This is a genomic window from Haladaptatus cibarius D43 (genome assembly GCF_000710615.1).
Classification (GTDB): Archaea; Halobacteriota; Halobacteria; order Halobacteriales; family Haladaptataceae; genus Haladaptatus; species Haladaptatus cibarius.
Genome location: NZ_JDTH01000002.1, coordinates 929,997 through 954,279 on the forward strand (window position 1 = coordinate 929,997; position 24,283 = coordinate 954,279).

Consider the following 24,283-nt stretch of genomic DNA (forward strand, 5'->3'; position numbering starts at 1 on the left):
ACGAGCCTCGCGTGGAGGGATTTGAATCAGGGAGTAGAGCGAAGCGGAACGACCGTGGTTCACAATCCCCCTCCACCGGATTACTTTTTCAGTGAACTATTTTCGTGAGTAGCTATTTCTTTAACGAGATTACAATGAGCGGTCTTACAATAGACTCTTTGTAAAAACCAGAATAATTCTACGACCCGAAAGCATCTGTAACCTGAATACGAGATTTTTTAATGTATTACTGTATCTGGAAAGACATGACTCAATCATCGCCGATTCTCGACGCACTCCACGGAATCGCTTCTCGCATTGACGATGATATGAGCGAGAAGGATGTGGAGAACGCATTTCTGAACGAGAATTTCTATACGCTTCTCGGCTATTCCGGTGCAGGACACGACCTGCGAAGTGAATGGACACTTCCAGATAACAAACGACCCGACTACGTGACGCTGGATGAGAATGAATCCGTTACCGCTGTTTACGAGTTCAAAAGCTCCGGACGTGACCTCGGGGCGCACACCGACCAGTTGTTTCACTATGTAGACGAACTGAAAGCAGACTACGGGGTGTTGACGAACGGCGAAGAACTCCGACTGTTCGACCGCGATGGACAGAGGCAAATGCCACCCATCGCGCTCGGGGAAGCGACCGAAAGCCACGCCGCAAACCTCGTCGCCGCCCTCGAAAAACCGGAGTGGGACATCACGAACCCAGAGAGCGTCAACGACTATCTCGACAGTCTCGATGCAGTGGAACTTGACGGCGAACTCGGGCGCGAACACTTTTTTGACACGTTCCGGTTGGAAGAGGACAGTCCGTTTGCCGACCTCGTAACCGCGATGGTTGACCTACTTCGTGAACTTCGAGACGAAGAAGAAGCGAAGTTCGTGAAAGGTGCCTACGACTTCTGGGAAGCCAGCTATGCTAGCGAACCGGACGACGTTCCGAAGTCATGGGAGAACTTCATCGATGGCAAGCAGTCGCTTCGGGATTTCATGTTCTGTCTGGAAAGCGGCCACGCACTCCTTGCTCGACTCCTTCTGTCAAAAGCGACTGTAGACCATGAGTTCTTCCCGTCAGACAAGGGACTCCGGCGGTACTTTGACGCGCTCGGTGGATTCGATGGGGAAATCAGTCTTGATGCGTACCCGGTCGCGGCGAACGGGATGATTGAGGATATGCGGAATCAACTCGTCGAAAGCCTGTTCGAGGACGACATTTTCATCTGGTGGACTGACGGGTACAGCGAAGAAACGGCCAGTCAGCACGCGAATCCCTATAATCGATTTCGTGACGTGGCGAAGGACGGGAGCGAAGTCTCTCGCGTGAGTCAGGCAACACGGGAACGATTCAGTCGCGCAGTGGCGCACATCGTCTTCTCGGTGCTGAAATTCGACTTCTCTCGCATCGAAGGCGACCCGCTCGGAAACCTCTATCAGCGATACTTCGACCCGGAAACTCGCAAAGCTCTCGGCGAGTTCTACACGCCACAGCCAGTCATCGACTACATCATGGACGGCGTTGGCTACGATGTAGGTGTTTCAAGCGAGCGAATCATCGACCCGTCCTGTGGGTCTGGGACGTTCCTCGTGGAGGCTATAGAGCGGTACATCGAGGACGTAGAACGCTATCACGACGACCCGGATTGGGCGAAACACCTCACCGAACTTTGCACTCGTCCGCACATCGTCGGACTCGACATTCACCCGTTCGCGGTGCTGATGGCCCAGATTCGGTTCATGGTCACGATTCTGCCGAAGTATCGAGAGGCAAAGCGAAGCAATGCGGAGTTCACGATTCGACGCCTGCCCATCTTCCGAACCGATACCCTTCGGAACGAGCGTGAGTTGACGGGCATCGACATCGGAGACGATAACACGACTCAGATGACGTTCGATGCAATGACCGAGGACAATCAGGACGTGCTGATTCCCGTTCCCCTCCCGGTCGAAGTTGACGAGGACGAGGTGGACGAATCGGAGCGCGATGGCGAGTTCCTCGTTCAGCGCGTTCGGATGCCCAAGCACCAGACCGCCAAGATGAACGCCGAGATTCGGAACTTCGGCGAATACTACGCCGCGTTACAGGGCGTCCTCGACGTGGTGAAATACCATATGCACGAAGGGATGTGGGAGTACCATGGCGGTCTGGAACGAGGAATTCACCGTTACACGACCCGGGAGTACGAGGGATTGGAGGCGTTCTTCGAAGAGTACGTGAACGACATTCTCGACACTGTCCGATACCTTCGCGTCGAACACGGTGACGGACGCCTGTTCAAGATGTTCGAGGACACGGTTCTGTCGCTCGTCGTCAAGAATTACATGGAGTACGATTACGTGGTCGGAAATCCGCCATACGTCCGTATCCAGAATCTCCCTGACGAACAAAAGGCGATGCTGGACGAACTGTACGAGGAGTCCACGACCGGAAACTACGACATCTTCTGCCCGTTCTATCAGCGGGGGCTGGAGTGGCTCACCGAAGGCTCCGGTCGGCTCGGCTTCATAACCCCTAACCAGTTCATGGTCACGGACTACGGCGAGGGGATTCGGAACGTGATGCGGAACGAGGCCAACATCGAGGAGGTCTACGACTTCCGCGACTCCGGTGTCTTCGAGGACGCGACGAACTACCCTGCCATCGTTATTCTGGAAGACGAGGAGGACGAGGACGCCCGGAATGAGAACGAAATTCGTTGCGTCCGAGTGAAAGCGAACGTAGACGACGACAGTGGCCGGGAGTTAGACGAGCAAATTATCACCGCCGTTCGTGACCATCGTGGTGAACCGGGCTACAGCGACGAGTTCATCGACGTGTTTGACTTCCCGCAGGGAGAGTTGGACGACGGGTACTGGTCGCTGATGCCGCCAGAAGAGTTGGGAGTGTTCCGCAAATTAGAACAGGAAAGCAACGAGCGACTTGATGGAATTACGGATTCAGTATTTGCAGGAACTCAAACAAGCGCAAATAAGGTCTATGTTGTTACTCCCCTAAACGCGAATAGAATCGAACCGAATGAAGGTGGTGATACTGTTCGTATCGTTCCTTCGGGAGAAGAGAAAGAGTACGAGATTGAAACAGACCTGCTCCGACCGTGGCTTGATGGAAAAGACATTCGGCGTTGGCAGGCAGATTGGTCTGGACAACACGTTATCCTCCCATATGATATCACGAAAAACGAAGACGGAGAGTTGGAGTCGGAACTGTACGCGGAAGATTATCTACGGGAGAATTTACCGCTCACTTGGGAGTATTTCGAACAACATCGGGAAAAGCTTGAAAGTCGAGAAAGTAGCAAAATGGAAGGCCGGGACGACTGGTACGGATTCATCTATCCAAAGAGCCATGACCGATTCGAACGGCCAAAAGCAATCGGGGCGCACATCTCGGAAAACGCTCGGTTCATGGTCGATGACACTGGTGTCTGGTACTTCAAAACAGCCTATGGTATTCAACTTCTTCCAGAAATTGATGAACTCACTGAGGTCATAGCCGCCCAAATGAACTCAAAAGCCCTTGATTTCTACTTCAAACATATTACTACTGTCAAAGCTGGTGGTTTCTACGAGTACCGCGCACAGTATCTTGAACAACTTCCTTGCATCACTGACAGTACGAAGGAACCGTTCGATTCGATTCGACCAAAAGCAGATGAAATTGTCGCTTCTCTCAACTTAGAGAACAAGACTGAGCGCTTCCCAGAAGCCTACCTCGGTGACTTCGATGGCAATCTCGAATACATAGACTACGAGTGGCAGACTCGCCGGTATCCAGTCAACGCCGACGTTCAGGAACTCACCGATGGTCGGTTCGCGGTCACGGCGGGTCGCTCCGACGAGATTACCGCACCCCAGATGGACACTGGTGACAGAGAAGAGCGCAAACTCAAAGCGAGATACGTCCACGCCGCCGTCGATGGTCGGAAGATGAAGAAGGGAGAGGAACAGGCGATTCCGATTCCAGAAACGACCGAGGGTGTTCAAGAACTGCTGGAAGCACTGAAGCAGGACAGAACGACAATCGAGGAAACGAGCATCGAGGAACTGGAAGCCGAAATAGACGAGGCTGTGTACGACCTCTTCGACCTCACCGAGGACGAGCGCGAAGTCATCGAGGAGTACTTGGAAGTCTTCTGAATTTGCCACCTGTTTCCAACACCGAAAGACCGTCAACGATTATTACTGTGAAGTAATGAACTGCTACGACCAGTCTAAATACTCGCACACCCTACCTACACTGTAGGTGATTTCGATGGAAGGGCCACTGATGGGGAAGCGACGCAGTCGGTTAGTCGAGGAGATAGAAACCCTGCGACAGGAAGTCGAACGACATCAAGAGGAACTCACGACGCTCGAACAACTGCGCCGAGAGTCCAGAACGAGAAAAGTCGATTTCGATGGGTTCGAAGGAGTCTGCGTGAGCTGCGGCCATGGCGTAATCCTCCGGACTGAAGACCGACTCCACTGCACCGGTTGTGAGTATCAGCGATACCTCTAACTACGCCACACTGATACGAACCCTGCCGCGGCTCCACCGAGACGAACACGGCCGTGATTGTTCGCCGACATCCCCTGCAACTACACAGCCCGTAGTTTGCTCCGCTTCCTTCCCTCCTGTATCCGAAACGCACTGTTAACCACGCTGAGCGGCTATTTTGACCGATGGCCAACGAGGGTGAGGACGGGTTCGACCCGACGAAACAGGATGCACGGGAGGTTGCCGGGGACGCGGCGGAAAACCGCGAGGAGTTTCTGACCCTGATGCCGCATTTCTACCGCGGCGCGCTGTCGCAGTCGGGGCGGTACTTAGACCGACTCGACCTGACCGTCGATTGGGCGATTGCGGTCGTCACCGCCGTACTGGCGCTGGGATTCCAAAGTAGCGACGTGCCGCCGTATCTCATTCCCATCGGGATGGTCGCCCTCTCGATGTTTCTGCTGTTCGACGTGCGCCGCTATCGGTCATACGACGCGATTCGGGCGCGCGTCCGTCTGGTCGAGGAAAACGTCTACGCGAACGCGCTGAATCCGGTCGGCGCGACGCTCGGTGAGTGGCGCGAAGAGTTGAGCGACGACCTCCGAAAACCGATGCTCAAGGTTTCGTACCGGGAGGCGCTTTCGCGCCGCCTCAAGCGGGTGTACCTCCCGCTTTACGTGCTGTTGGGCGTTGCGTGGCTGTTCCGGATAACCCTCTTCGTGCCGGACGAACCGTGGCGCGAAACTGCGGCGGTTCCGGGTGTTTCGGGCGAAACCGCGATCGGAATCGTGGGTGTGTTTTATCTCGTGCTGATACTCATCACGTTTTGGCCACAAAAGCGGGAAGCCAAAGGGGAGTTTCACGGCGAAGAAGCGGGAGACTGGAAAGAAAGGGAAGAAACAGAATGAGTGTAGGCGGTGCCTACCATTCGTCTGGCTTGCCCTACGACGAAGGGAAACAGTTCGACAACTAACGCAACCGGCCATCTATTTTTACGAAAATTGAAACCGCATCAGAGCGTAGAAGAACAATTCTAACGAGGTTTATGAATTTCTATATCGATTTTGTGTACGGAACGAACTTCGTTCAACCGAGCCGAACCACCGTCAACGATCTCCGCTGTTTTTCCCCGTTCCAGCGAATAAGAGAGATGCAAAATGCGACTCACACCCCGACAACTCACTGCAAGCATACTGATTGGCGTCCTCCTCCTCGCTGGCGGGACGAGCGTGGCACTCGCGGGCGGACAGGCCGCGAGCGATGAAATCCACGAAATCGGCAGTCAGGAGATAACCATTCAAGACGCGACGATAACCGTCTCGGACACCTCCCTCTCCGGGCCGGGGCTGCCTGACACGACCATCGAAGACCGGAGTTACACCGTGGCGGAGTCCACGACGACTATCGAGGGACTGACGCTGTCGGTAAACGGAGAAACGTACGAAATCTGCCGAATCGAGATTACTATCGAAGAAGTCGGACTCACGCTGGAGAACGTCGAACTCTCGAACGGCAACTAACCAAATTTACTTTTCAGCGGTTGCGTTTCCTTGAAGCCATTGGCGATACTCGTCCTGTGGCAGTACCCTAACAGTGGTTCTCATTCGCGCGTGGCCCGCGCCACAGAATTCGGTGCAGTAGCCGCGATACGTTCCGGGTTCGTAGACGCGGGTGTGAACGACCGCTGTTCGACTGGGAAACACGTCCTGTTTGACGCCGAGTTCGGGCACGAACAGCGAGTGGATGACATCCGCGGATGTCATCCGAACGTACACTTCGCTGTTCGCCGGAATCACGAGCTCGTCTTGCGTGGTTCGGTTCGAATTTTGATACTCGAACTGCCACCCCCACTGATAGGCGAGTCCCTCCACCATCACCGCGTCCGACGCGGACGAATTGTTCGTCCCATTTGCGGCCATCTGGTTCACTTGGTCGCCGGGTTGATTCGGCGTGATGTACGGACTGGTGAGCACCGTGTACGCCGCAAAACCGACGAACAGAAGGATGATGGCGGTCGCAATAGTCCACGTGATTTCCAGGGCCGGATCTTCGGCGGTCGGAAGTGGGTCGTCGTTGTTTCGGAATCGAACGACTGCGTAGATGAGGATGATTTCGACGAACAGAGTCAACGGGAGCGCCACGTAGATGAGCTGGAAGTTCAACTGGTCGATGAGCCGTTTGTTGACGGACTGGGCCGCCGCTGGTTCGATGGCGGCGATTACAAGCACACAGAGAAGACAGGCGACCATCCCCCCGCGACGAAGTCGCATTGTACCGGAGTCAACTGACGGCCGGATATAGTTTATCGCACGCTGGATTACGTGTCAGTCTGTATATATTCAGTTCGGCCTGCGGCTTTATCGTGTTGGCTCCCGACGCGAGTATGTACGCATGTACGAGGGGTGGGGGAAAATGGGGAGCGAAGCGTGCCGGACGCATCGACGGAGGACGCTATCGGCAACAGGGGGATACCAACCGTGAACCGAGCAGTGGTCGAACTGACCATCCTCGGGTCGATACTCTGTGCCTGCTGGTTCGTCTTCTGGCTCTCGAAAAAACGGGCCACGAAACCGGACGGCGGCTATCGGTCGCGGCGCGAGTTCGACGTGGATTTGGAAACGCTCAAACGAACCGTCGTCCACTGGACGACAACGACGAACCACCGGGAAATCGGGATACTGTACATCCTGTTCGGAACCTTCGCGGCACTGTGGGGCGGGACGGACGCGATGATGATGCGAACCGAACTGCTCACCCCGAACGCGGACATCTGGTCTACGGAAACCTACAACGCGCTCTTTACGGCTCACGGCATCACGATGCTGTTTTTCTTCGTGACCCCGGTATTCTTCGGCATTGCGAATTACTTCGTTCCGCTTCTCATCGACGCCGACGACATGGCGTTTCCCCGCCTCAACGCCATTGGATTTTGGCTTCTCCCGCCCTCCCTCTTTCTCGCTCGCGGGGGACTTCCCGCGCAGGTCGTCGGGCAGTTTCTCAACCTCTTCAACATCCACGGCGACCTCTTTCAGTTCTTCTGGACGCTTCGAGAACCCGAACTCGGCTGGACGCTCTACACTCCGCTTTCGATACAGTCACCGAATCCGCAGGTGAACTTCCTCATCCTCGGTCTGCATCTTTCCGGCATCGCAACAACCCTCGGGGCAATCAACTTCATCGTCACCATCGCCTACGAACGCGGCAAAAACGTCGGGTGGGAAAACTTGGACATCTTCGTCTGGAACATCCTCACGACGAGCGGCCTCATTCTGTTCGCGTTTCCGCTGCTCGGGAGTGCACTCATCATGCTCCTGCTCGACCGGAATTTCGGGACGACGTTCTTTATCTCGGAGGGTGGCGACCCGATACTCTGGCAACATCTGTTCTGGTTTTTCGGCCATCCCGAGGTGTACATCATCTTCCTCCCTGCGGCGGGACTGATGAGCTTCATCCTGCCGAAATTCGCGGGGAGAAAGCTGTTTGGCTTCACCTTCGTCGTCTATTCGACGCTCGCCATCGGCATCCTCTCGTTCGGCGTCTGGGCCCATCACATGTTTACCACCGGAATCGACCCGCGAATCCGCGCGAGTTTTATGGCGGTTTCCATCGCCATCGCGGTGCCGAGTGCCATCAAAGTGTTCAACTGGATAACGACGATTTGGTCGGGCAACGTCAGATTGACCGCCCCGATGGTGCTCTGTATCAGCAGTATCGGAACCTTCGTCGTCGGTGGGGTGACGGGAATCTTCCTCGCGACGATTCCCGTGGACATCCTCTACCACGGCACCTACTACGTCGTCGGGCATTTCCACTTCATCGTCATGGGAATCATCCCGTTCATGATGATTGCGGCGAGCTACTACTGGTATCCAATTTTGACCGGACGGCTGTACGACCGCCAACTCGCACTGTTTCAGTCCATCCTGCTGGTGTTCGGCTCCGTGCTGACCTTCGGAGCACTGATTCTTATGGGGTTGTTGACCCTACCGCGCCGTCTCGCGTTCTACCCCCCCGAGTTCGCCTCGTTCCAGCGAATCGCGACGGTCGGCGCGTTTCTCATCGGCCTGAGCGTGCTGTTGTGGCTCTACAACATGCTCTGGTCGTTTTGGAGCGGAACGCCGGTACAGACCGCCGACGTGTGGGGATTGAAGCGAACACAGCAGTTCACCCGCGAGTGGCAGTGGTTCGAGCGGCGGTTGGAGGAGAAGTACGGCATCGAACCCACGGAACCCGAAACGACGCGCCCGTCCTCAACTACCGTTCCGGGTGAAGGAAGTCCGACGGTTCTCCGCACCGTCGAACCGCTGTTGAGCACGATTCCGCGCGTTGCTCTCGCGGCCGGAACCGGCGGATTGGTCGGAACGACCCTCATGTCCGGCGTGCTGTTCACGGCGACGATTCTGGGCGTGTTCGACCTCGGGTCGTTTTCCGAACTCGCGGAACTCGTCGGCATGCAGGGTGTCGCCGTCGGGTATCTCCTCTTTCTCGCGGGGGGAATGACGACGTGGGCGCTCCTGTTCGCCGTCTTCGCCGAATATCTGCCGGGACGGCCGCGAATCATCACCGGACTGGCCTACGCGACCATCATCTCGGTTGGGTTCGCACTCGCGTTCTACACGGGACAGACGGACTTGCAGCTGCTCGCCTACGTCGTGTTCGTCCTCATCGCCCACTGGTTCTACGGGTTCGGGTTGGCAGTCACGTTCGAATACCTCATCTCGCGCTGGCAGGTCAAAGGATGAGTGGGGACGAGCGATACTCCAGTCCCGTGCCGGACGACCGAACAGTCGGTTCGCTCGTCCTGACCTACGGCGCGCCCTTCGTGGGAACCCTCCTCGTCGCAGTCGGAATCGCGGGCGGCATCCTCGGTGGGTATGCCGTCGCACAGTCCGAATTAGGGTTGTGTAGCAATCCGACAATCATCGTCTATTCCCCCGTGGAAAGCGGGCAGTACGTGGAAAACCCGGAAACGCCGACCCTCGATAGATTCACCGTCGCAGAACTGGCTCCGGCGGAGCGACGGGCGTTCGGAGAGGCCGTCCAAAGTCCAAGGGGCGTTGCCGACGTTCGAGGCCAGTTCGTGCATCGTCAGGCGTTCCAGCGCGGCGTCCTCGTCACGTCCGACGGAACCGTGCGGTACGCGACGATTTCATCGACGAATTCGTGTCTCTCCGTTGACCCGCTTTTGTTCCCCTTGGGCGTCGTTTCCATCCTACTCGGAATTCTCGGAATTCTGACGCCGCCGCTCTACCGAAAATTGCTCGAACGCGAAGAACGGGCTGGACGGATGTCCCGATAGTTTTCGAACTCACACCGTTATTTCGGCCCCGACGTACAGCATGAGGACGAGAATCAGCCAGACGACATCGACGAAATGCCAGTAGTACGAAACCGTGGTAATCGACGTATCCCGGTCTGAATCGTACTGGCCGCGTTTGGCCCGCCAGAAGACGATGCCGAGCAAAATCACGCCGAGTGTAACGTGCAGACCGTGGAGTCCGGTGAGGCCGAAGAAGGCGCTTCCGAAAATCCCAGAGGTGAGCGTGAACCCTTCCCCGACGATGAACTCGTAGTACTCCAAGACCTGCCCCGCGACGAACGCGACGCCGAGGAGAATCGTCACGCCCAACAGCGCGAGAAACCGATTCCGGCGGTTGTTTTCGAGCGCCGCATGTGAAAAATGGAGCGTGAAACTGCTCAGGACGAGCAAGACCGTGTTGACGAGCACCAACGAGGTCAACACGTCGGGGAGGTTCTGCGGCGGCCACCCGCCGATGCGGACGAAAACGTAGTAGGTGAACCCCGCGGCGAACGTCGCTACGTCCGTCACCAGAAACAGAATCATGGTCGCTCGGTACGCCCGGCGTTTTCGGGCGCTCGCCTGATTCCGCCAGTAGCCCGCCAAATACGCCTGATTGAGCCATCCGACGAGTCCGGCGACGAACGCACCGAAACCGACGACCCCGGCGATAGCGCCGACAATCGCGGGAATGACATCCGTCGCGCGCCCCAACAGGAACAGTGCGACTCCGGCGTACAGCAGGCCCGCCCCGACTGCCGAGACGACCGGCCACTGACTGCGTTCGTGATGGGATTCGTGGGCGTCAGCGTCCGCAGTCGCACTACTGGTCGCCGAATCGGTCATGGCTGATAGACACAGGCTACCGAACAGCAAAAAACCGATGGCAGTCGAGAGTCGATCGAAACGATTCCTGTCGAACCCGGAGTTACTCGCTGGACATGCCGCTCATGAACACGAGGGGGTCGCGGGTTTGGAGCCATGTGGTTCCCTCACCCGAGAAACGAGTGACGCGCCCTTCACCGCCGAGGAACGAGGACTTGATACCGCCGTCGCGCTCCCGCGTGAGGTCGAGTCCGTCCGTCCACGCGACGAGGTGGTCTTCGTCCACGATGAGTGGGTCGTCGTCGCTGATGTCCACGCTGTAAATCGACCCGTAGGACGAGAGGAAGGCGATGCCGTCCCCGTCGAGTGCGAGAACGGTCAACTCGCTGGACGAGAAGAAGTTCCGCGCGTTGTTGAGTGCGGTTTCGTGTTCGACTTCCGGTGACCACGCCAGCGCAGACCCGGATTGGGCCTTGATGCGCCCGGTTTCGGCGAGGTCGATGGGGACGATGTCGCCCGGCGTATCCGGCGCGAGAGTGACGTGTGCGCCGTTTTCCTCCGCTGTGAACGTGTTCGTAATCATTTCCTGTTCGTCGCTGATGGCCCGTGAGAGCATCCCCGTAATTCCCTCGCCACCCGCGATTTCCGTGTCTGCGGCCATGGTCGCACTTCTGCTCACCATCGCACCGGTTTTCGCTTCGACGTATTCGTCGGTGTCGAGTTCGACTGTAAGCACCGCGTTGCTCGGCCCGTTGGTGATTTCGTATTCCATAGTTGATACTAACTGTCGTTCAGATATTTGAAGGTATGTATCTATAGAAGCTGTGAACCGTGGTGGGACACTTTCGTTCTGTTGGGTAGAATACCATCGACACCGACGGCGAACACGGTTTCGCCGAGCATCGCCATGCTCGCCACGCCGCCTTCTGATTCCACTTCGCGGACGGTTTCTCGAACTTGACTCGTCGGCAGTTCGAGTTCGCGAGCGAACGCCCACGAATCCCGAATCACTCGCTCTAGCGACGGTTCGTCTGGAAACGAACGCAGGGTTCGTCCGCCGACGGTTCGAACGCGAGCCATGAGTGCCTCGTCGCCGAGGGCGTCGCTCGTGGACATACCGCCGAAGGAAACGTACTCCACGGCGTCGGTCGGTTCCCATCGTTTTCTCCCTGACCCGTCGTCCATCAACAGTCCCCCTGCAGACTGAATGAACACGTCACCGAGTCCAGTTCCTGCTTCGACCTCTGCGACGTGCGAAACCCCGACCAGTTCGTCCTGTGAATAGCCGAGTTCGAAAACTTCGTTCGCGGAAATCGCGGTTGCGAGCGTTGCCGCGCCGCTCGCGCCGAATCCACAACCGATGGGAATCGCGGCGTCGAGTTCGACCCGCGCCGTAACACCGAGTTGGTCAAGAACGCCTTCGACCGGTTCGAAATCGGTTGCCTCGCCGTCGAGCGCGATTTCGGTTTCGTTGGCGTTTTGCACGTCGGCCACGATACCGTCCTCGATTGCCATGCTCGCGCCCCTCGATTCGTCGCCCGATTCGGTCGGTGCGAACACGGCCGTCACGCTTCCCGGTGCGAACGCTTTCATGGGAGTACGGACGCAAAAGTCCGACTTCAATCCGCTGACTGCGGAACGAGAGTGGAAATAGACGAACAATCAGCACCGACCACCATTAGTTGCTCAATGAACACCAAATGACGCGTAAAGTAGTCGTCTGTCTTCATCCATCCGAAATATTTTACATTATGTCGTTGTAGTACGGTGTATGCCGTATGAAACACAACCAGCGCAGGCGACTTCGTGGACGAATCCGGAACGGTGTCCGTTCTGTGATGCCGCCCTCGAAGACGGTGGCTGGGGATTCATCGCTCACGTGCGAGCGAACCCATCGTGCAAAACCGAGTACGACATGTGGCGCGAGCAGATTGCCGGAGATATAGGCGGCGAGTGGGGCGGATAGGGAGAGTTTGATGCTCGGGAGTAGAGTTATATTTTCGTGAGTGAACCTTCGCCCCACGAATCGGCGTCGCCGGTACCAGTATCAAGCAGTAACGGGATTCCTTTCGTCGCTCCTCGTCGGATTTCGGAGGTACACGCGCGACGATGGCGAACTCCGGTTTCGAATGACCCCTGAGTAGCCTACTTGGCGCGGTCGGGTTGCTCACGGGCTACAAACTCGCAGAGCGTCGGTACGAACAGAAATAGCGAGGCGCTTCGGCGTGGTCGGCCAGCGGCGGTATTTCACAAAAGCTTCGAACTAAACAACAGTTCAGTTAGTTTCCGACGCCGCTATTTTCGTCGCTTTCAGTGGTCGTGGTGGTCGTTTCGTTCCCGTTCTCGGTATCGTCGCTCTCGTTTTCGTCTTCGGTAGTCGTCTCATCTTCGCGCTCGGATTCGTCTTCGTCGTTTTCGCCATCTCCTTCGTTCTCGTCATCAGATTCGTCTTCATCGTCCTGTCGCTCGGTTTCTGTTTCATCACTCTCCCGTTCGTCGTCATCCGCGTTCTCTTCGTCGGCCTGCTCATCCCCGCCTTCGTCGTTCGAATCACCGTTCTCGGTGTCTTGTCCGCTCTCCCCTGCTCCGTTGCCGGAATCGGCGTCGTCCTGCGTCTCGCCCTCACCTATCTCCGAACCTGCGTCGTCGGGACTCGTAGCCTCCGCGTCCGCCGCAGAAGAACCAAGTCCACCGACGCTGACCGCGATACCTGTGAGAAAAAGCGCAGTGCCAGCGACGAACAGTACCGTCTGCATCCGGTTCATGATACTCGACTGTTCGCGGACGAGATGCTTTATTAGTAAATAGGTAAATGCCGAAACAGTATCGAATTAGCTCTCTTTGTCGTCGTATTCGAGCGTTACGTCGAGCAGATTGCTCAACATTTCCGGGAACCGAACGACTTCCAATCGCTCCTCGTCCTCGTGAAGACGGACGATTTTCGCGGCGCTGAGCTTCGGAATGTCGGTGTGATGGAGTTCGGTGTAGATGTGGACGTGCGCCTCCGCCGACAGCGGTTCGTACTGGACGGCGTCCATCCACCCCGCGACGTTGTCGGCGAGGCGCGTTACCGTGGTTTCGTCGTGTCGCCGAAGATGGTACAGCGCGTACCGTCGCCGCGGCTCCGCGAGAATCTGTAGCAATGTCCGCAGTGAGTTCTCCTCGCCATCCATGAAGTCAACCTATCAGAACGTGCGTTTTCGACGGGAGGTAATAAAACGCCGGGAAACACCGGTCGGGCAGAGTTATATCCACGGGCTAAAATGATAGGCTATGGTCGACTTTCTGCCCTCCACCGTCGACTCCGTCGCGGACGAAGAGCGCGACCCGCGAGTCGTCGGCGTCGATAGCGAGGATGCCGATAAACTCCTCTCGGCGCTTTCGTCCGAAACCGGGCGAAACATCCTTTCGGCCCTCTACGAGGAACCGGCGACTCCGACAACCATCGCGGAACGAGTCGATACGTCCCTGCAAAACGTCCGGTATCACCTCGAAAAACTAGAAGACGGAAACCTCATCGAAGTTGCAGACACGGCCTACTCCGAGAAGGGACGCGAGATGAAAGTGTACGCCCCCACAGCAGGGCCGCTCGTCCTCTTCGCCGGAAACGAAGACGACACAGTCGGACTGGAATCCGCCCTCTCGAACCTCCTCGGCGGACTCGGTGTCCTCGGCGTGGCGAGTTTGGTCGTCCAGCGACTCTCCGCGGGACGACTGTTGCCGTCGTTTGGGTCGTCCTCGGGTGGGGATAGCTATGACGACGGTGGCTATCAGGGTGGGAACGAAACCGGCGATTCCGGTTCTGGAGCGGACGGGAACAGTAACTTGAGCACTGACTCGACGACTGCACCGGCCACCGACAGCGCCGACGAAACGGTGACGGTGACAGAATCGGTTCCCGACAGCGGAACTGAAGTGACGACGCAAGCTTCTGAGACGACCGAAACCGCTGGCGACGCCACAACGACGACCCTTGACCAGACGACGGACGGAGTGCAGGAAACCGCGACGACGGCGGTTCAGACGGTTACGGAAGGGTCTGCGACCGCCGGAGTTCCACCCGGCCTGCTCTTTTTCTTGGGTGGCGCGCTGATTCTCGCCCTCGGATTTGCGGTCTGGTACATCCGCGTGTATCGAAAATCGGCCTGAATTCCGTGGGATTTCGACCGGAGGAGATGACGAGACACGATTAAGTCGTGCGGTATGCTATCATGAATGGAGTTCGTGCGTGTTCGACCGACGAACGGTTCACACCATCGGAACGCTGTCGATAGCGTCGGGAGTGGCACTGTTCGTCCTGTCGATTCCCGCAATTCTCCTCGGAACAACCGGTGTCGTCTCCCGGACTGAAACCGCGGGAGAGGCACTGCAATCCCTCATAGGGTCGGTTCCACCGAACACGTTCGTCTTGGGGACGTCGGGAACGACGCTCACGCTCGGTCTGTTCGGACTGGGCGTTAGCTGTTGGTTGTTAGGGTTCGGACTGCTGTTACAGGGGCGAACCGAAAGCTAATTCGTCGGTTCCCGAGCAAGGAGATGGCGTGTGACGCGACGTGCTGGCTGGCGGACTGTGGATGACTGTTCCAATGTATTTGTCACGGCGACGTTCCGTCGCGCCACGTTTTGAACTTTCAACCGACCGTAAAAACGTCTCTAATTGTACTATATACGACTCCGTAGAATGCATTGTACATCGTTGCTGAGTTCTGTGAAACGGGTTGGCTGCTGATTGGCGAAATCGCTATCAAGTGTTACTCATTCACGCACTCCTTTATCGGTGGTCAACACCAGTTCGTCCCGAACAATCTTATTCTCTGCTGACGTATTTGACCGGGGTGGCTTCTTTCAAACGAATCGAATCGCTGGCCGAGCGACTTCGACAAAGTGCAAGCGTCAAAACGGTGTATGGCGAGTCGATTTCAGCGGGCGACCAAACCATCGTCCCAGTGGCGAGCGTCGGGTACGGATTCGGCGGCAGTGGCGACGAAAACAGCAGTGGAGTGGGTGGTGGCGTTGGTGCAACGCCTGTCGGGGTAGTCGAAATAACACCGGATGGAACACGTTGTATTCGATTTGCGGAATCGCGCCGTGTCGGAGTCGCGCTGGTTGTGGGCTTCTTGCTTGGCGTGCTTCTGAAACGGCGAAAATGATTTCCGGGCCGACAGTCCACACAAACGATTATACACGAGGACGTGGTATTCGGGTGTCACGAAGTCACCGAGCCGAAATCGGAGTCTCCCTGAATGGTCACAGAACGACAACTCTCAACAAGTAAATCAGTGCATCAGCGAACCGGCCCGACATTTTATCTCGCAACTCGTCTCCTGCCGGAACGAGTGCGTCATCCGACCTACGTGTTGTACGCTTTCTTCCGAACCGCGGACGAAATCGTGGACGACGCCGCGGGGGTTCCGCCGGACGAACAGCGGGCCGAACTCGAACGACTCCGGCGGCAAGCGTTGGGCAGTGAATCCACGGACGACCCCGTTCTCGCGGCGTTTCGTGAAGTTGCGGACGAACGCGGAATTTCGGACGCCAAAATCGAGGTGTTCGTCGAGGCCATGCAGACCGACATCGACAAGGCGCGCTATGAAACCTACGACGAACTGGAAACGTACATGCGCGGGTCTGCCGCCGCCGTCGGCGAGATGATGCTCGCCATCATGGATGCGGACGACCCAGAGCAAGCCCGCCCGCACGCCATCGCGCTCGGCGAAGCCTTTCAGTTGACCAACTTCCTCCGGGACGTGCGCGAGGACGTGGTGGAACGAAATCGTATCTATCTGCCGCAGACGACACTTTCGCGCCACGGCGTGACGAACGAACAAATCCGCCAATTCGACTACTCAGAGTCGTTCGCCGCGGTCATGCGCGACGAACTCAAACGGGCGGAATCGCTGTACTGGGACGGGGTGGCAGGTGTCCAGTATCTTCCGGCGGACTGCCAACTGGCCGTCCTGCTCGCGTCGGTGTTGTACGCCGACCATCACCGACTCATTCGGGCACGGGAGTACGACGTACTGTCCGAAACGCCGCAGTTGCGGACGACCCGAAAGCTGTGGCTTCTCGCCAAAACGCGCTGGCAGTGGCGGTTTTCCCGCGACCCGGAAACCGTCTTTCGGGCCGTGAGCAGTATTCCAGACGGTGACGACAATCGAACGGGAACCGGGTCGCCGATGCCGACCCGGTGAGTGCAACTGGGAATCAGCGCGGTGTTCCCCGCGCCGACTGACCCACAGCGAAGTCGAATCGGTCGATTCGACGCAGTCCGGCGAACAGCAGGACGGCAATTGCGACGGGAACCCAGTTTCCGAAATAGGCGTTCATCGCTCCCCAGAGGATGACGAAGCTGACCATGTCGTCCAGCATGAACTCACAGTCATCGAGGCGGGCACGGAGTGCCCGCCAGTCGAAGCCGAGTTCGACCAATCCGACCGCGATGGTTCCGGAGAGCACCCATCCCAGATAGTTCGACACCGGGACGCCGTAGTACGCCCCGCCGCCGTCGTAGGCCCAGAAGCCGAGCGCCACCGCGGCGGGGTCTAACACGAGGTCGATGACGAGAACGACGGCGAGCGAGGCGAGAACGCGAGCGAACCGGGAGTTCGCTCGCGGGCCGAGCAATAGCAGACAGAGCAGATAACTGTTCAGCACGAGCGGGAAGAAAAAGACGGGCAGACCCGCCGGAACCGTCCCGAACAGCATCGGCCCGAGTTCGAGTTGGTAATGAAACTCGCCGTAGGGCTGTCCGGTCGTCACGCCGACGAACTCGATGGCGTAGGTGTAGAGCGCGAGTACCACGAGCGCGATTCCGGCCCGACGGTCGATTTTGGGGAGGAGTCCAGCAACGAGTGGCGACCGCATGACGAGCGTCCCGAAGATGATGAGAAACGGGTTTTGCGCCAGCCACGCGGGAAGCCACGCCTCGTAGCCAGCCACGAACAGCAGGGCACCGACGAGCGGGAAAATCACGGCAATTGTGAACCGGTTTTCGCGGATGATTTCGGACAGTTTGGCCTCCGCTTCGCGTCTATCCACGGACGACCCTCCAGAGTCCGCCGACCGTCAGCACCATCCCGACGACGGTGTTGATGGCGGGATACCACCAGTAAGCCCGGTCGACCGCCACGTCGCGGGCGACCCACGCCGCGACGAGCGCGGGATAGCAGAGCAGAAGCAGGCCTGCTCGCGGGTCGAGCAGGCCGAACAAGACTGCCGACAGCAACCAGCAGACCGCACAGTACGCGAGGGTTTTTTGTTCACCGAGCATCGTGGCAGTAGTTCTAATTCCGGCCTTCTCGTCGGGTTCGATGTCCGGAATCGCGGAAAACGTGTGCATCGCCATGGCCCAGAGCCAGCCACCAATCACGGCTAACAGGGGTGGATGACTCCCGGAAAGTGCGGCGTAAGCCGCCGCTCCCGGCAGGATATACAACCCGTTCGAAAGCGAATCTAGCAATGGCGTCGTCTTGAAACGCAGTGGTGGAGCCGAATACTCCGCTCCGAGGAGCAGAAAGCCGAGGAGCCACGGCCACGCGACTGTTGGGGTAATGAGGAGCAAGCCGAGTCCCAGCAGAACCGAAAGCGCGACTGCGATTGGAACCACTTGGCTCCCTTGATACCGAACTTCCTGTTCGTCCTTTTTCGGATTTTCTTCGTCGATGTCGGCGTCGAAGATGTCGTTGATGCCGTAGAGGAAGACGTTCGCCGGAAGCAGAAAGTAGGCGAACAGCGCGAATACCGGGAGCGAAAACAGGTCGTCAACGGTCTGTGCGCCGTAGGCGACACCGACCAGTACCGGCCCCGCGAGATAGAGCCAGAATCGCGGCCGCGACAGTTTGAGCAAATATCGGATCATAATGTGTCGAATGGGTTTTAGATTAATGGTCTTCTAAAACGGCGTCCGCGGTGTGTTGCCCGCCGATGAGACACATCGGGACGCCGATTCCCGGCGTGGTGTACGACCCGGTGAAGTACAAGCCATCGACCTTGGGAGAGCGATGGCGGGGCCGCATCGGGCCGGTTTGCATCAGCGTGTGCGCCAGTCCGAGGGCGGTTCCCTGCATGCTGTTGTAGCGGTCTGCGAAGTCGGAGACGCAGAACTGTTTTTCGAAAACGATTCTATCCCGAAGTGAAACGCCCGTGTTTTCGGCCACGTCGTCCAGAATCTTCTCGCGGTACTCTTCGCGGATGGCATCCCCATCCGGAAGTCCGGGGGCAATCGGAACGAGGACGAACAGGTTGCTGTGTCCCTCGGGAGCAACCGTATCGTCGGTTTTGCTCGGCACACAAAGGTAGTACGCCGGGTCGTCGGGCCACGCCGGATTTTCGAAAATCTGGTCGAAATGCTCGTTCCAGTTTTCGGGCAGGACGAGTGTGTGGTGGGCGAGTTCCTCCACGTCGCCCTCGACGCCGAGGTACATGAGGAACGCCGAAGGTGCGTAGGTGCGCGACTCCCAGTAGTCGGCGTCGTACTTGCGCGCTTCCGGTGGAAGGAGTTCCTGTTCGGTGTGGGCGTAATCGGCGTCGCTCACCACGATGTCGGCGAACATCGACTCGTCGCCGCTGTGGACGAGGAAATCGTCCTCGTGTCCCGTGATGCCCGTCACTTCGTAGTCCGTGACGTATTTGACGCCCAGTTCTTCCCCCAACTGAACGATACCATCGACCACGCCACCTAGACCGCCTTCCGGATAGTAGACGCCGAGGTTGAAATCGACGTGGCTCATCAGGTTGTAGATTGCAGGTGTGTTGTTCGGCGAGCCGCCCAGAAACACCAGCGTGTACTGCATTATCTGCTGGAGCTTCGGATGGTCGAAGTAGTTCTCGACGTGGTCTTGCATCGACCCGAGAAGGTTCAGCCCGCGGGCGTTTTTCGCCACGTTCAACGAGACATAATCCCGGAACCGGGAACGGTCGGTGTAGACGAAATGCTCCATCCCGACGCCGTAATTTTCCTCGGAGCGGTCGAGATATCGCGTTAGTTCCTCGCCAGCACCCTCCTCGTAGGATTCGAACAGTTCCTTGTTGTGTTTGAGGTTGGGAAGAATATCTACCTTGTCCCCATCTTTGAAGAAAATCCGATAATGCGGGTCGAGTCGCTGAAGCCTGTAGTAGTCGCTCGGCGTGCGGTCGAAGTGGCCGAAAAAGCGCTCGAACACGTCGGGCATGAGGTACCACGACGGCCCCATGTCGAACCGGAAGCCGTCCTCTTCGAGGCGACTCGCCCGTCCGCCGAGTTGTTCGTTCTTTTCTACGACCGTCACGTCTGCACCAGCGTCAGCGAGATAGCAAGCCGTCGAGAGGCCGCCGAATCCGCTCCCGACGATTACGACCGACTCCCCAGCGAGATTCATACGCAGTGTCAGGGCGCGAACCTGATAAAAACGACTCCCCGACGTGTAAGGTTTCATCACAAGATAAGGTCGCTTCCCCGGTGGTTTAGCTGGCGTATAACAAAGGGGACAGGGGTTCTTTGTCCAACTGCGCCTGCCTGACTCGGGCGCGTAAGCGTGCTAGTGTGAGCGTTGTATTCCGGCGCTGCCGAAGGCTCTGGCGGAAGGTTGGCCTCCTTCCAAAGTGTCACCAACCCTTCCACGAAAGTTCTCATCCCGGGGTACGACAAACCCCGCACTACACTTCATTAATTCGGCACTCTACTGCTTCCTTGAGGATACTCATCTATCGTCCGATAGACTTATACGAATACACGACAGGTTCATCCTCAATAGAGGTATCTATCGTGGAACTCGTCGTATTTTCGTTACTGCTCGGCGTTGCCCTCCTTTCTTTTCTCATCGTACTGACGTTCTACGTCGTCTGGTCGCGCATCGTGGGCCTCGACCCGACCGTTGCACAGCGATTCGTCTCGCTCACGAAAATAAAACGGTTCGTCATGGCCCTGTTGACCGGGGCACTGCTCGGCACTGGCGTCGTCGTTGCCCCCTCGGTTCGCGTCGGCGTCGCAGGTATCGTCATGCTCGCGGCGAGCACGTTCGCCGCGCTGCTGCTGTTCGAGTTGGTGCAGTATCGGTCGGCCGAGAAATCGTGAGAGTTCTCGGCCGCAGTTCCGTGATTTCCCCACCTTCAACTACGATTCTTCCGCGAACGCGGCCTCGACCGCCGAAAGCACGTCGTCCGGTGAGACGACGTGCCCGCGCTCGCACAGTTCTCGATAGGTCGCGACTGCGGCGCTTCCGGCGTAGTTTCGCGCTTCGAACTGGCGTTCTTCCACGACGACGACGGAATCCGCCGCCGAAACCGCTTCGAGGTTCGCCAGATTTCCCGACCCGATTTCCACGTCCCCGAGAATAGTCGCGTCTGCCGCTCGGATTTTTTCTTCGAGGGCCGCCTGCGCCTCGGAACCGATGGGCGCGAACGGTTCTTCCACGACGGTTTCCAGTCCAAGCAATCGCGCGGTTTCGAGGTCTGAGTCGCCTTCGTTCAGCACCCCGATCGAAACGTCGTAGCCCGCCGCAGAGAGGACGTAGAGCAGGCGCGAGACGGTTCCGCCGCCACCGACGACGTGGATTCTACCGCCTCCATCCTGTTCTCTCCCCGTCGCTCGCTCCGGGAGAGCAGTCACGTAGGTCGAACCCGTCACGGGATGACTGGAGACGACCGCTCGGGCGTTGAACGCCTCGCGGAGAGTGTCTTCCGCGAGAACGTCTGTGGGTGGCCCGGACGAGAGCACCGACCCCGAATCGAGCAGGAGGAGTTCGTCGCAGTAGTGCGCCGCGAGGTTCAGGTCGTGAATCGCGGCCACGACGGTTTTTCCCTCATGGACGAGTTCACGAACCAGTTCGAACGTTCGCACCTGATGATTGATGTCGAGACTGGCCGTCGGTTCGTCGAGCAGGAGAACTGGCGTGTCTTGTGCCAGCGCCCGCGCCAGCAGGATTCGCTGGCGCTCACCGCCGCTGACGGCGGTAATCGACCTGTCGGCGAACTGCATCACGTCGGTTCGCTCCATCGCTCGTTCGACCACGGCCGCGCTGGTGCTGTTTTTGCTGTCGTCGTTGTCGCCGCTCTCGCCGTCACCGCCATCGATGTCACTACCGAACCGCGACCGGTATGGATTGCGCCCCATTGCGACCACATCGCGCACGTCGAAATCGAACGAGAGGGTCGTATCCTGTGGAACCGTCGCAACTTTTCGACTGGCGGCCTTGGACGAGAGGGCTGCTATCGAATCACCATCGACCAGCACGCGGCCCGAATCGGGCGACAGAACCCCGTTCATCGCCCGAAGGAGCGTGGTTTTTCCCGCCCCGTTCGGCCCGACGAGGCCGACGAATGTTCCGTCCGGAACGCGAGCATCGACGTTGTCGAGTACCCTCGAATCGCCGAGCGTCACCGAAACGTCCTCGATTCGAATCACAGCGCGTGCACCTCGCGCTTGCGGAGCAGGTAGAGGAAAAACGGCGCGCCGAGGAACGCGGTGACGATGCCGACCGGGAGTTCCGCTGCGCCTGTCGCAGACCGGGCGATGGTGTCGGTTACGACGAGGAAGACGGCCCCGGCGAGGGCGCTGGTCGGAAGCAGGATTCGGTGGTCAGGCCCGACCAAAAGACGCATGACGTGCGGAACCACGAGGCCGACGAATCCGATAACGCCGGAAACCGAAACCGCGGCGGCGGTGACGATGCTGGCGACGGCGAGAAGCAGGCGTTTGGTTCGCTCTACTTCGACGCCGAGGTTGTGGGCGTCCTCCTCCCCGAGGAGGAGGACGTTCAAGTCCTGTGCGAACAGGGCGAGCACCACGAAGCCGAAGAGTGCGACCGGAAGCGCGATCCACACTTTCCCCCACGACGCGTAGTGGAGGTGGCCCATCAGCCAGAAAACCGCCTCACGGAGGCTTTCGCCGCTTTCGAGCAGGAGATAGGAGACGACCGCTCCCAAAAGCGTCTGAACTGCAACGCCCGCAAGCAGGAGCGTTGCAACTGGCGTTCTCCCGTTTTGCGTCGCCAGCAGGTACACCCCGAAGGCGGCGACGATTGCGCCGACGAACGAAAAGACGGGGAGTGCGAAGGGGAGCGAGATCGAAAACGCGATGGTCGCTACCGCGCCGACCGCCGCCCCCGACGAAACACCGATGATGGACGGGTCAGCCATCGGATTCCGGAAAAATCCCTGCATGACGACGCCCGCGGTTGCGAGGGCAAAGCCGACGACTCCGGCGAGGACGATTCGCGGCATTCGAAGGGTAACGACGATGATTTGCGCGGTTTGGGGGACAGAAAACGAAAAAATCGGTGTGTACGAAAAATCTGGGAGCGGAACGCCGACGGAGAGGACGCCCGGAAGCGAAAGCGTGTGGTTTGCGAGAGTGGCACCGGTCGGTATCGCCAGCTCGTTGAGCAGTGTTTTCGTTACGACGAGGGCCGAGAGCGAAGTCGGCCCGGTCGCGGCGCTGGCTAACACAACCGCGACGAACGCCGCCGCTAATCCGCCACACCACGTCGTCACCCGCGCGCTCATCTGCGTTGTCACTCCCGACCCTGCTCCATTGTATGCAAGTCTGATTGCTTTAGGTAAATATTTATTGAATACGCTTGCAGTTTCCATCGTTATGAAACAACTGCTGTTGTCGGCGATGCTCGTCGTCGCAACGCTCTTTGGCGGTATCGCGGTCGGCCCTGTCGGTGTCGCAGGGGCACAAGAAAACTGCTCGTTCCCGGTAACGGAAACTGACGCGACGGGAACCGAGGTGACGATTGAAGAGGAACCACAGCGAATCGTCACGCTCTCACCGAGTGCGTCCCAGACGATGTGGGAAATCGGTGCCCAAGAGAAAGTCGTCGGCGTGACGAAGTTCTCGACGTATCTCGATGGCGCGAACTCGAAAGCGAACGTCTCGGGTGCCGGAATGACCGCAGTCGTGCCGGAAAAGGTCGTCGCGCAGAATCCCGACTTGGTTCTCGCACCGAACGTCATTCCCGAACAGACAGTCCAGACACTGCGAGACGCAGGACTGACGGTGTACAAGTTCGAAGAATCGGAGTCCATCGAGGACATCTACGCGAAAACCGAACTGACGGGCCAACTTGCGGGCGAATGTGACGGCGCGGCGGAAACCGTTTCGTGGATGAAAGACCGCGTGAACACGGTCGAACAGGCGGTTTCCAACGAGGACAGCCCGAAAGTGATGTACGTCATGAGCGGCGGATTCACCGCCGGAGAGGGAACCTTCATCAACAAAATCATCGAAACCGCTGGCGGGACGAACGTCGCCGCTGAGGCCGACATTTCCGGCTACAAACAGATTAGCAACGAAGTCGTCGTCCAACAGCAACCGGACTGGTTCATCGTCTCCGCGGGGATGGAAGTGCCGAACGCGTACAGCGAGACGCCTGCCGCACAGCAGAATCAGACCATCTCGCTGAACTCGAACTACGCGAGCCAACCCGCGCCGCGAATCGTCCACCCCATTACGAAACTAGCGAAGACGCTCCACCCCGAAGCCTACGAACAGGCGAACGTGACCACGACGACAGAAACGGGCGACGAAACGATGACTACGACCGAATCGATGGATGGTACGACCGGTGAAACGACCACGGAATCCGGCGGGCAACCCGGATTCGGTGGCGTCGGTGCGGTCGTCGCGGGCGCACTCGCAGTCGTCACGCTTCTCGCTCGCAGAGAGTGACACGAAAAGGCGTTTAACGGGTGGCGATAGAGGGACAG

At 58.1% G+C, this 24,283-nt stretch carries 24 protein-coding genes; 13 read left to right on the plus strand and 11 right to left on the minus strand.

The features are described 5' to 3' along the window. Nucleotides 1-245 precede the first annotated feature (245 nt). From HL45_RS10255 to HL45_RS10265, 4 genes are all read left to right on the plus strand, one after another. A complete protein-coding gene (locus HL45_RS10255; RefSeq protein ID WP_049971004.1) occupies nucleotides 246-4,130 on the plus strand; it encodes an Eco57I restriction-modification methylase domain-containing protein in 3,885 nt (1,294 codons plus the stop codon). A 130-nt stretch (nucleotides 4,131-4,260) separates the two neighbouring features. Beyond that, nucleotides 4,261-4,491, plus strand: a complete 231-nt coding sequence (locus HL45_RS20390) for a hypothetical protein (protein ID WP_144240060.1) — start codon at nucleotides 4,261-4,263, stop codon at nucleotides 4,489-4,491. Nucleotides 4,492-4,655: 164 nt separating this feature from the next. After that, nucleotides 4,656-5,378, plus strand: coding sequence for a DUF2270 domain-containing protein (locus HL45_RS10260; RefSeq protein WP_049971005.1), 723 nt, complete (start codon nucleotides 4,656-4,658; stop codon nucleotides 5,376-5,378). A gap of 249 nt (nucleotides 5,379-5,627) precedes the next feature. Then, a complete protein-coding gene (locus tag HL45_RS10265; protein WP_049971006.1) occupies nucleotides 5,628-5,990 on the plus strand; it encodes a hypothetical protein in 363 nt (120 codons plus the stop codon). Between the two features lie 6 nt (nucleotides 5,991-5,996). On the opposite strand, the gene coxB is transcribed toward HL45_RS10265, so the two are convergent. After that, the gene (gene coxB / locus HL45_RS10270) at nucleotides 5,997-6,740 is read right to left on the minus strand and encodes a cytochrome c oxidase subunit II (protein ID WP_049971007.1); all 744 of its coding nucleotides are present in this window, start codon (nucleotides 6,738-6,740) and stop codon (nucleotides 5,997-5,999) included. A 207-nt stretch (nucleotides 6,741-6,947) separates the two neighbouring features. On the opposite strand from coxB, the gene HL45_RS10275 reads away from it, so the two are divergent. Next, nucleotides 6,948-9,212 carry a DUF6789 family protein gene (locus tag HL45_RS10275; RefSeq protein ID WP_049971992.1) on the plus strand — a complete coding sequence of 755 codons (2,265 nt, stop codon included), beginning with the start codon at nucleotides 6,948-6,950 and terminating at the stop codon, nucleotides 9,210-9,212. After that, a complete protein-coding gene (locus HL45_RS10280; protein ID WP_049971008.1) occupies nucleotides 9,209-9,769 on the plus strand; it encodes a hypothetical protein in 561 nt (186 codons plus the stop codon). The genes HL45_RS10275 and HL45_RS10280 overlap by 4 nt, the downstream gene beginning before the upstream one ends. A 9-nt stretch (nucleotides 9,770-9,778) precedes the next feature. Here the strand turns inward: HL45_RS10280 and HL45_RS10285 are convergent, their stop codons facing one another. The 3 genes from HL45_RS10285 to HL45_RS10295 form a co-directional block, all read right to left on the minus strand. After that, the gene (locus HL45_RS10285) at nucleotides 9,779-10,615 is read right to left on the minus strand and encodes a cytochrome c oxidase subunit 3 (RefSeq protein WP_049971009.1); all 837 of its coding nucleotides are present in this window, start codon (nucleotides 10,613-10,615) and stop codon (nucleotides 9,779-9,781) included. An 82-nt stretch (nucleotides 10,616-10,697) separates the two neighbouring features. Continuing rightward, on the minus strand, nucleotides 10,698-11,366 hold the full coding sequence (locus HL45_RS10290) for a TIGR00266 family protein (protein WP_049971010.1): 669 nt from the start codon (nucleotides 11,364-11,366) through the stop codon (nucleotides 10,698-10,700). 41 nt (nucleotides 11,367-11,407) lie between these two features. Continuing rightward, nucleotides 11,408-12,187, minus strand: a complete 780-nt coding sequence (locus HL45_RS10295) for a pantoate kinase (protein WP_049971011.1) — start codon at nucleotides 12,185-12,187, stop codon at nucleotides 11,408-11,410. Nucleotides 12,188-12,365: 178 nt separating this feature from the next. Here HL45_RS10295 and HL45_RS10300 point away from each other — a divergent pair, with 178 nt between their 5' ends. After that, nucleotides 12,366-12,560, plus strand: a complete 195-nt coding sequence (locus HL45_RS10300) for a DUF7501 family protein (protein WP_049971012.1) — start codon at nucleotides 12,366-12,368, stop codon at nucleotides 12,558-12,560. 313 nt (nucleotides 12,561-12,873) lie between these two features. Here the strand turns inward: HL45_RS10300 and HL45_RS10305 are convergent, their stop codons facing one another. Both HL45_RS10305 and HL45_RS10310 read right to left on the minus strand, forming a co-directional pair. Then, nucleotides 12,874-13,359, minus strand: a complete 486-nt coding sequence (locus HL45_RS10305; protein WP_049971014.1) for a hypothetical protein — start codon at nucleotides 13,357-13,359, stop codon at nucleotides 12,874-12,876. A 66-nt stretch (nucleotides 13,360-13,425) separates the two neighbouring features. Then, the gene (locus tag HL45_RS10310; RefSeq protein ID WP_049971015.1) at nucleotides 13,426-13,767 is read right to left on the minus strand and encodes a DUF7344 domain-containing protein; all 342 of its coding nucleotides are present in this window, start codon (nucleotides 13,765-13,767) and stop codon (nucleotides 13,426-13,428) included. 100 nt (nucleotides 13,768-13,867) lie between these two features. On the opposite strand from HL45_RS10310, the gene HL45_RS10315 reads away from it, so the two are divergent. The 4 genes from HL45_RS10315 to HL45_RS10330 all read left to right on the plus strand — a co-directional run bounded on the left by HL45_RS10315 (nucleotide 13,868) and on the right by HL45_RS10330 (nucleotide 16,785). Beyond that, nucleotides 13,868-14,743 carry an ArsR/SmtB family transcription factor gene (locus HL45_RS10315; RefSeq protein ID WP_049971017.1) on the plus strand — a complete coding sequence of 292 codons (876 nt, stop codon included), beginning with the start codon at nucleotides 13,868-13,870 and terminating at the stop codon, nucleotides 14,741-14,743. A 79-nt stretch (nucleotides 14,744-14,822) separates the two neighbouring features. Next, nucleotides 14,823-15,107: a hypothetical protein gene (locus HL45_RS10320; protein ID WP_049971019.1), complete on the plus strand. Its 285-nt coding sequence runs from the start codon at nucleotides 14,823-14,825 to the stop codon at nucleotides 15,105-15,107. A gap of 322 nt (nucleotides 15,108-15,429) precedes the next feature. Further along, entirely contained in the window at nucleotides 15,430-15,744 is a 315-nt protein-coding gene (locus HL45_RS10325) for a GerW family sporulation protein (RefSeq protein WP_049971020.1), read from the plus strand. Nucleotides 15,745-15,837: 93 nt separating this feature from the next. Then, entirely contained in the window at nucleotides 15,838-16,785 is a 948-nt protein-coding gene (locus tag HL45_RS10330) for a phytoene/squalene synthase family protein (RefSeq protein WP_049971022.1), read from the plus strand. A 13-nt stretch (nucleotides 16,786-16,798) separates the two neighbouring features. Here the strand turns inward: HL45_RS10330 and cruF are convergent, their stop codons facing one another. The 3 genes from cruF to HL45_RS10345 are packed head-to-tail and all read right to left on the minus strand — an operon-like array spanning nucleotide 16,799 to nucleotide 19,950. After that, nucleotides 16,799-17,632, minus strand: a complete 834-nt coding sequence (cruF, locus tag HL45_RS10335; RefSeq protein WP_049971023.1) for a bisanhydrobacterioruberin hydratase — start codon at nucleotides 17,630-17,632, stop codon at nucleotides 16,799-16,801. Then, the gene (locus tag HL45_RS10340; protein WP_049971024.1) at nucleotides 17,625-18,452 is read right to left on the minus strand and encodes a prenyltransferase; all 828 of its coding nucleotides are present in this window, start codon (nucleotides 18,450-18,452) and stop codon (nucleotides 17,625-17,627) included. The genes cruF and HL45_RS10340 overlap by 8 nt, the downstream gene beginning before the upstream one ends. 22 nt (nucleotides 18,453-18,474) lie before the next feature. Then, nucleotides 18,475-19,950 carry a phytoene desaturase family protein gene (locus tag HL45_RS10345; RefSeq protein ID WP_049971025.1) on the minus strand — a complete coding sequence of 492 codons (1,476 nt, stop codon included), beginning with the start codon at nucleotides 19,948-19,950 and terminating at the stop codon, nucleotides 18,475-18,477. Between the two features lie 386 nt (nucleotides 19,951-20,336). On the opposite strand from HL45_RS10345, the gene HL45_RS10350 reads away from it, so the two are divergent. After that, on the plus strand, nucleotides 20,337-20,645 hold the full coding sequence (locus tag HL45_RS10350) for a hypothetical protein (RefSeq protein ID WP_049971026.1): 309 nt from the start codon (nucleotides 20,337-20,339) through the stop codon (nucleotides 20,643-20,645). Nucleotides 20,646-20,684: 39 nt separating this feature from the next. Here the strand turns inward: HL45_RS10350 and HL45_RS10355 are convergent, their stop codons facing one another. Then, entirely contained in the window at nucleotides 20,685-21,974 is a 1,290-nt protein-coding gene (locus HL45_RS10355) for an ATP-binding cassette domain-containing protein (protein WP_049971027.1), read from the minus strand. Further along, nucleotides 21,971-23,074: a vitamin B12 ABC transporter permease BtuC gene (gene btuC, locus HL45_RS10360; RefSeq protein ID WP_049971028.1), complete on the minus strand. Its 1,104-nt coding sequence runs from the start codon at nucleotides 23,072-23,074 to the stop codon at nucleotides 21,971-21,973. Before btuC ends, HL45_RS10355 begins: the two co-directional genes overlap by 4 nt. Nucleotides 23,075-23,165: 91 nt before the next feature. Here btuC and HL45_RS10365 point away from each other — a divergent pair, with 91 nt between their 5' ends. Next, nucleotides 23,166-24,245: a PGF-CTERM-anchored ABC transporter substrate-binding protein gene (locus HL45_RS10365; RefSeq protein ID WP_049971029.1), complete on the plus strand. Its 1,080-nt coding sequence runs from the start codon at nucleotides 23,166-23,168 to the stop codon at nucleotides 24,243-24,245. The last annotated feature ends 38 nt before the right edge of the window (nucleotides 24,246-24,283 follow it).

Excerpts from the sequence above, each read along its gene's own strand:
- HL45_RS10255 (WP_049971004.1), top strand. The coding sequence starts at position 246 with ATGACTCAATCATCGCCGATTCTCGACGCACTCCACGGAATCGCTTCT.
- HL45_RS20390 (WP_144240060.1), top strand. The coding sequence starts at position 4,261 with ATGGGGAAGCGACGCAGTCGGTTAGTCGAGGAGATAGAAACCCTGCGA.
- HL45_RS10260 (WP_049971005.1), top strand. The coding sequence starts at position 4,656 with ATGGCCAACGAGGGTGAGGACGGGTTCGACCCGACGAAACAGGATGCA.
- HL45_RS10265 (WP_049971006.1), top strand. The coding sequence starts at position 5,628 with ATGCGACTCACACCCCGACAACTCACTGCAAGCATACTGATTGGCGTC.
- coxB (WP_049971007.1), bottom strand. The coding sequence starts at position 6,740 with ATGCGACTTCGTCGCGGGGGGATGGTCGCCTGTCTTCTCTGTGTGCTT.
- HL45_RS10280 (WP_049971008.1), top strand. The coding sequence starts at position 9,209 with ATGAGTGGGGACGAGCGATACTCCAGTCCCGTGCCGGACGACCGAACA.
- HL45_RS10285 (WP_049971009.1), bottom strand. The coding sequence starts at position 10,615 with ATGACCGATTCGGCGACCAGTAGTGCGACTGCGGACGCTGACGCCCAC.
- HL45_RS10290 (WP_049971010.1), bottom strand. The coding sequence starts at position 11,366 with ATGGAATACGAAATCACCAACGGGCCGAGCAACGCGGTGCTTACAGTC.
- HL45_RS10295 (WP_049971011.1), bottom strand. The coding sequence starts at position 12,187 with ATGAAAGCGTTCGCACCGGGAAGCGTGACGGCCGTGTTCGCACCGACC.
- HL45_RS10300 (WP_049971012.1), top strand. The coding sequence starts at position 12,366 with ATGCCGTATGAAACACAACCAGCGCAGGCGACTTCGTGGACGAATCCG.
- HL45_RS10305 (WP_049971014.1), bottom strand. The coding sequence starts at position 13,359 with ATGAACCGGATGCAGACGGTACTGTTCGTCGCTGGCACTGCGCTTTTT.
- HL45_RS10310 (WP_049971015.1), bottom strand. The coding sequence starts at position 13,767 with ATGGATGGCGAGGAGAACTCACTGCGGACATTGCTACAGATTCTCGCG.
- HL45_RS10315 (WP_049971017.1), top strand. The coding sequence starts at position 13,868 with ATGGTCGACTTTCTGCCCTCCACCGTCGACTCCGTCGCGGACGAAGAG.
- HL45_RS10330 (WP_049971022.1), top strand. The coding sequence starts at position 15,838 with ATGGTCACAGAACGACAACTCTCAACAAGTAAATCAGTGCATCAGCGA.
- HL45_RS10340 (WP_049971024.1), bottom strand. The coding sequence starts at position 18,452 with ATGATCCGATATTTGCTCAAACTGTCGCGGCCGCGATTCTGGCTCTAT.
- HL45_RS10345 (WP_049971025.1), bottom strand. The coding sequence starts at position 19,950 with ATGAATCTCGCTGGGGAGTCGGTCGTAATCGTCGGGAGCGGATTCGGC.
- btuC (WP_049971028.1), bottom strand. The coding sequence starts at position 23,074 with ATGAGCGCGCGGGTGACGACGTGGTGTGGCGGATTAGCGGCGGCGTTC.
- HL45_RS10365 (WP_049971029.1), top strand. The coding sequence starts at position 23,166 with ATGAAACAACTGCTGTTGTCGGCGATGCTCGTCGTCGCAACGCTCTTT.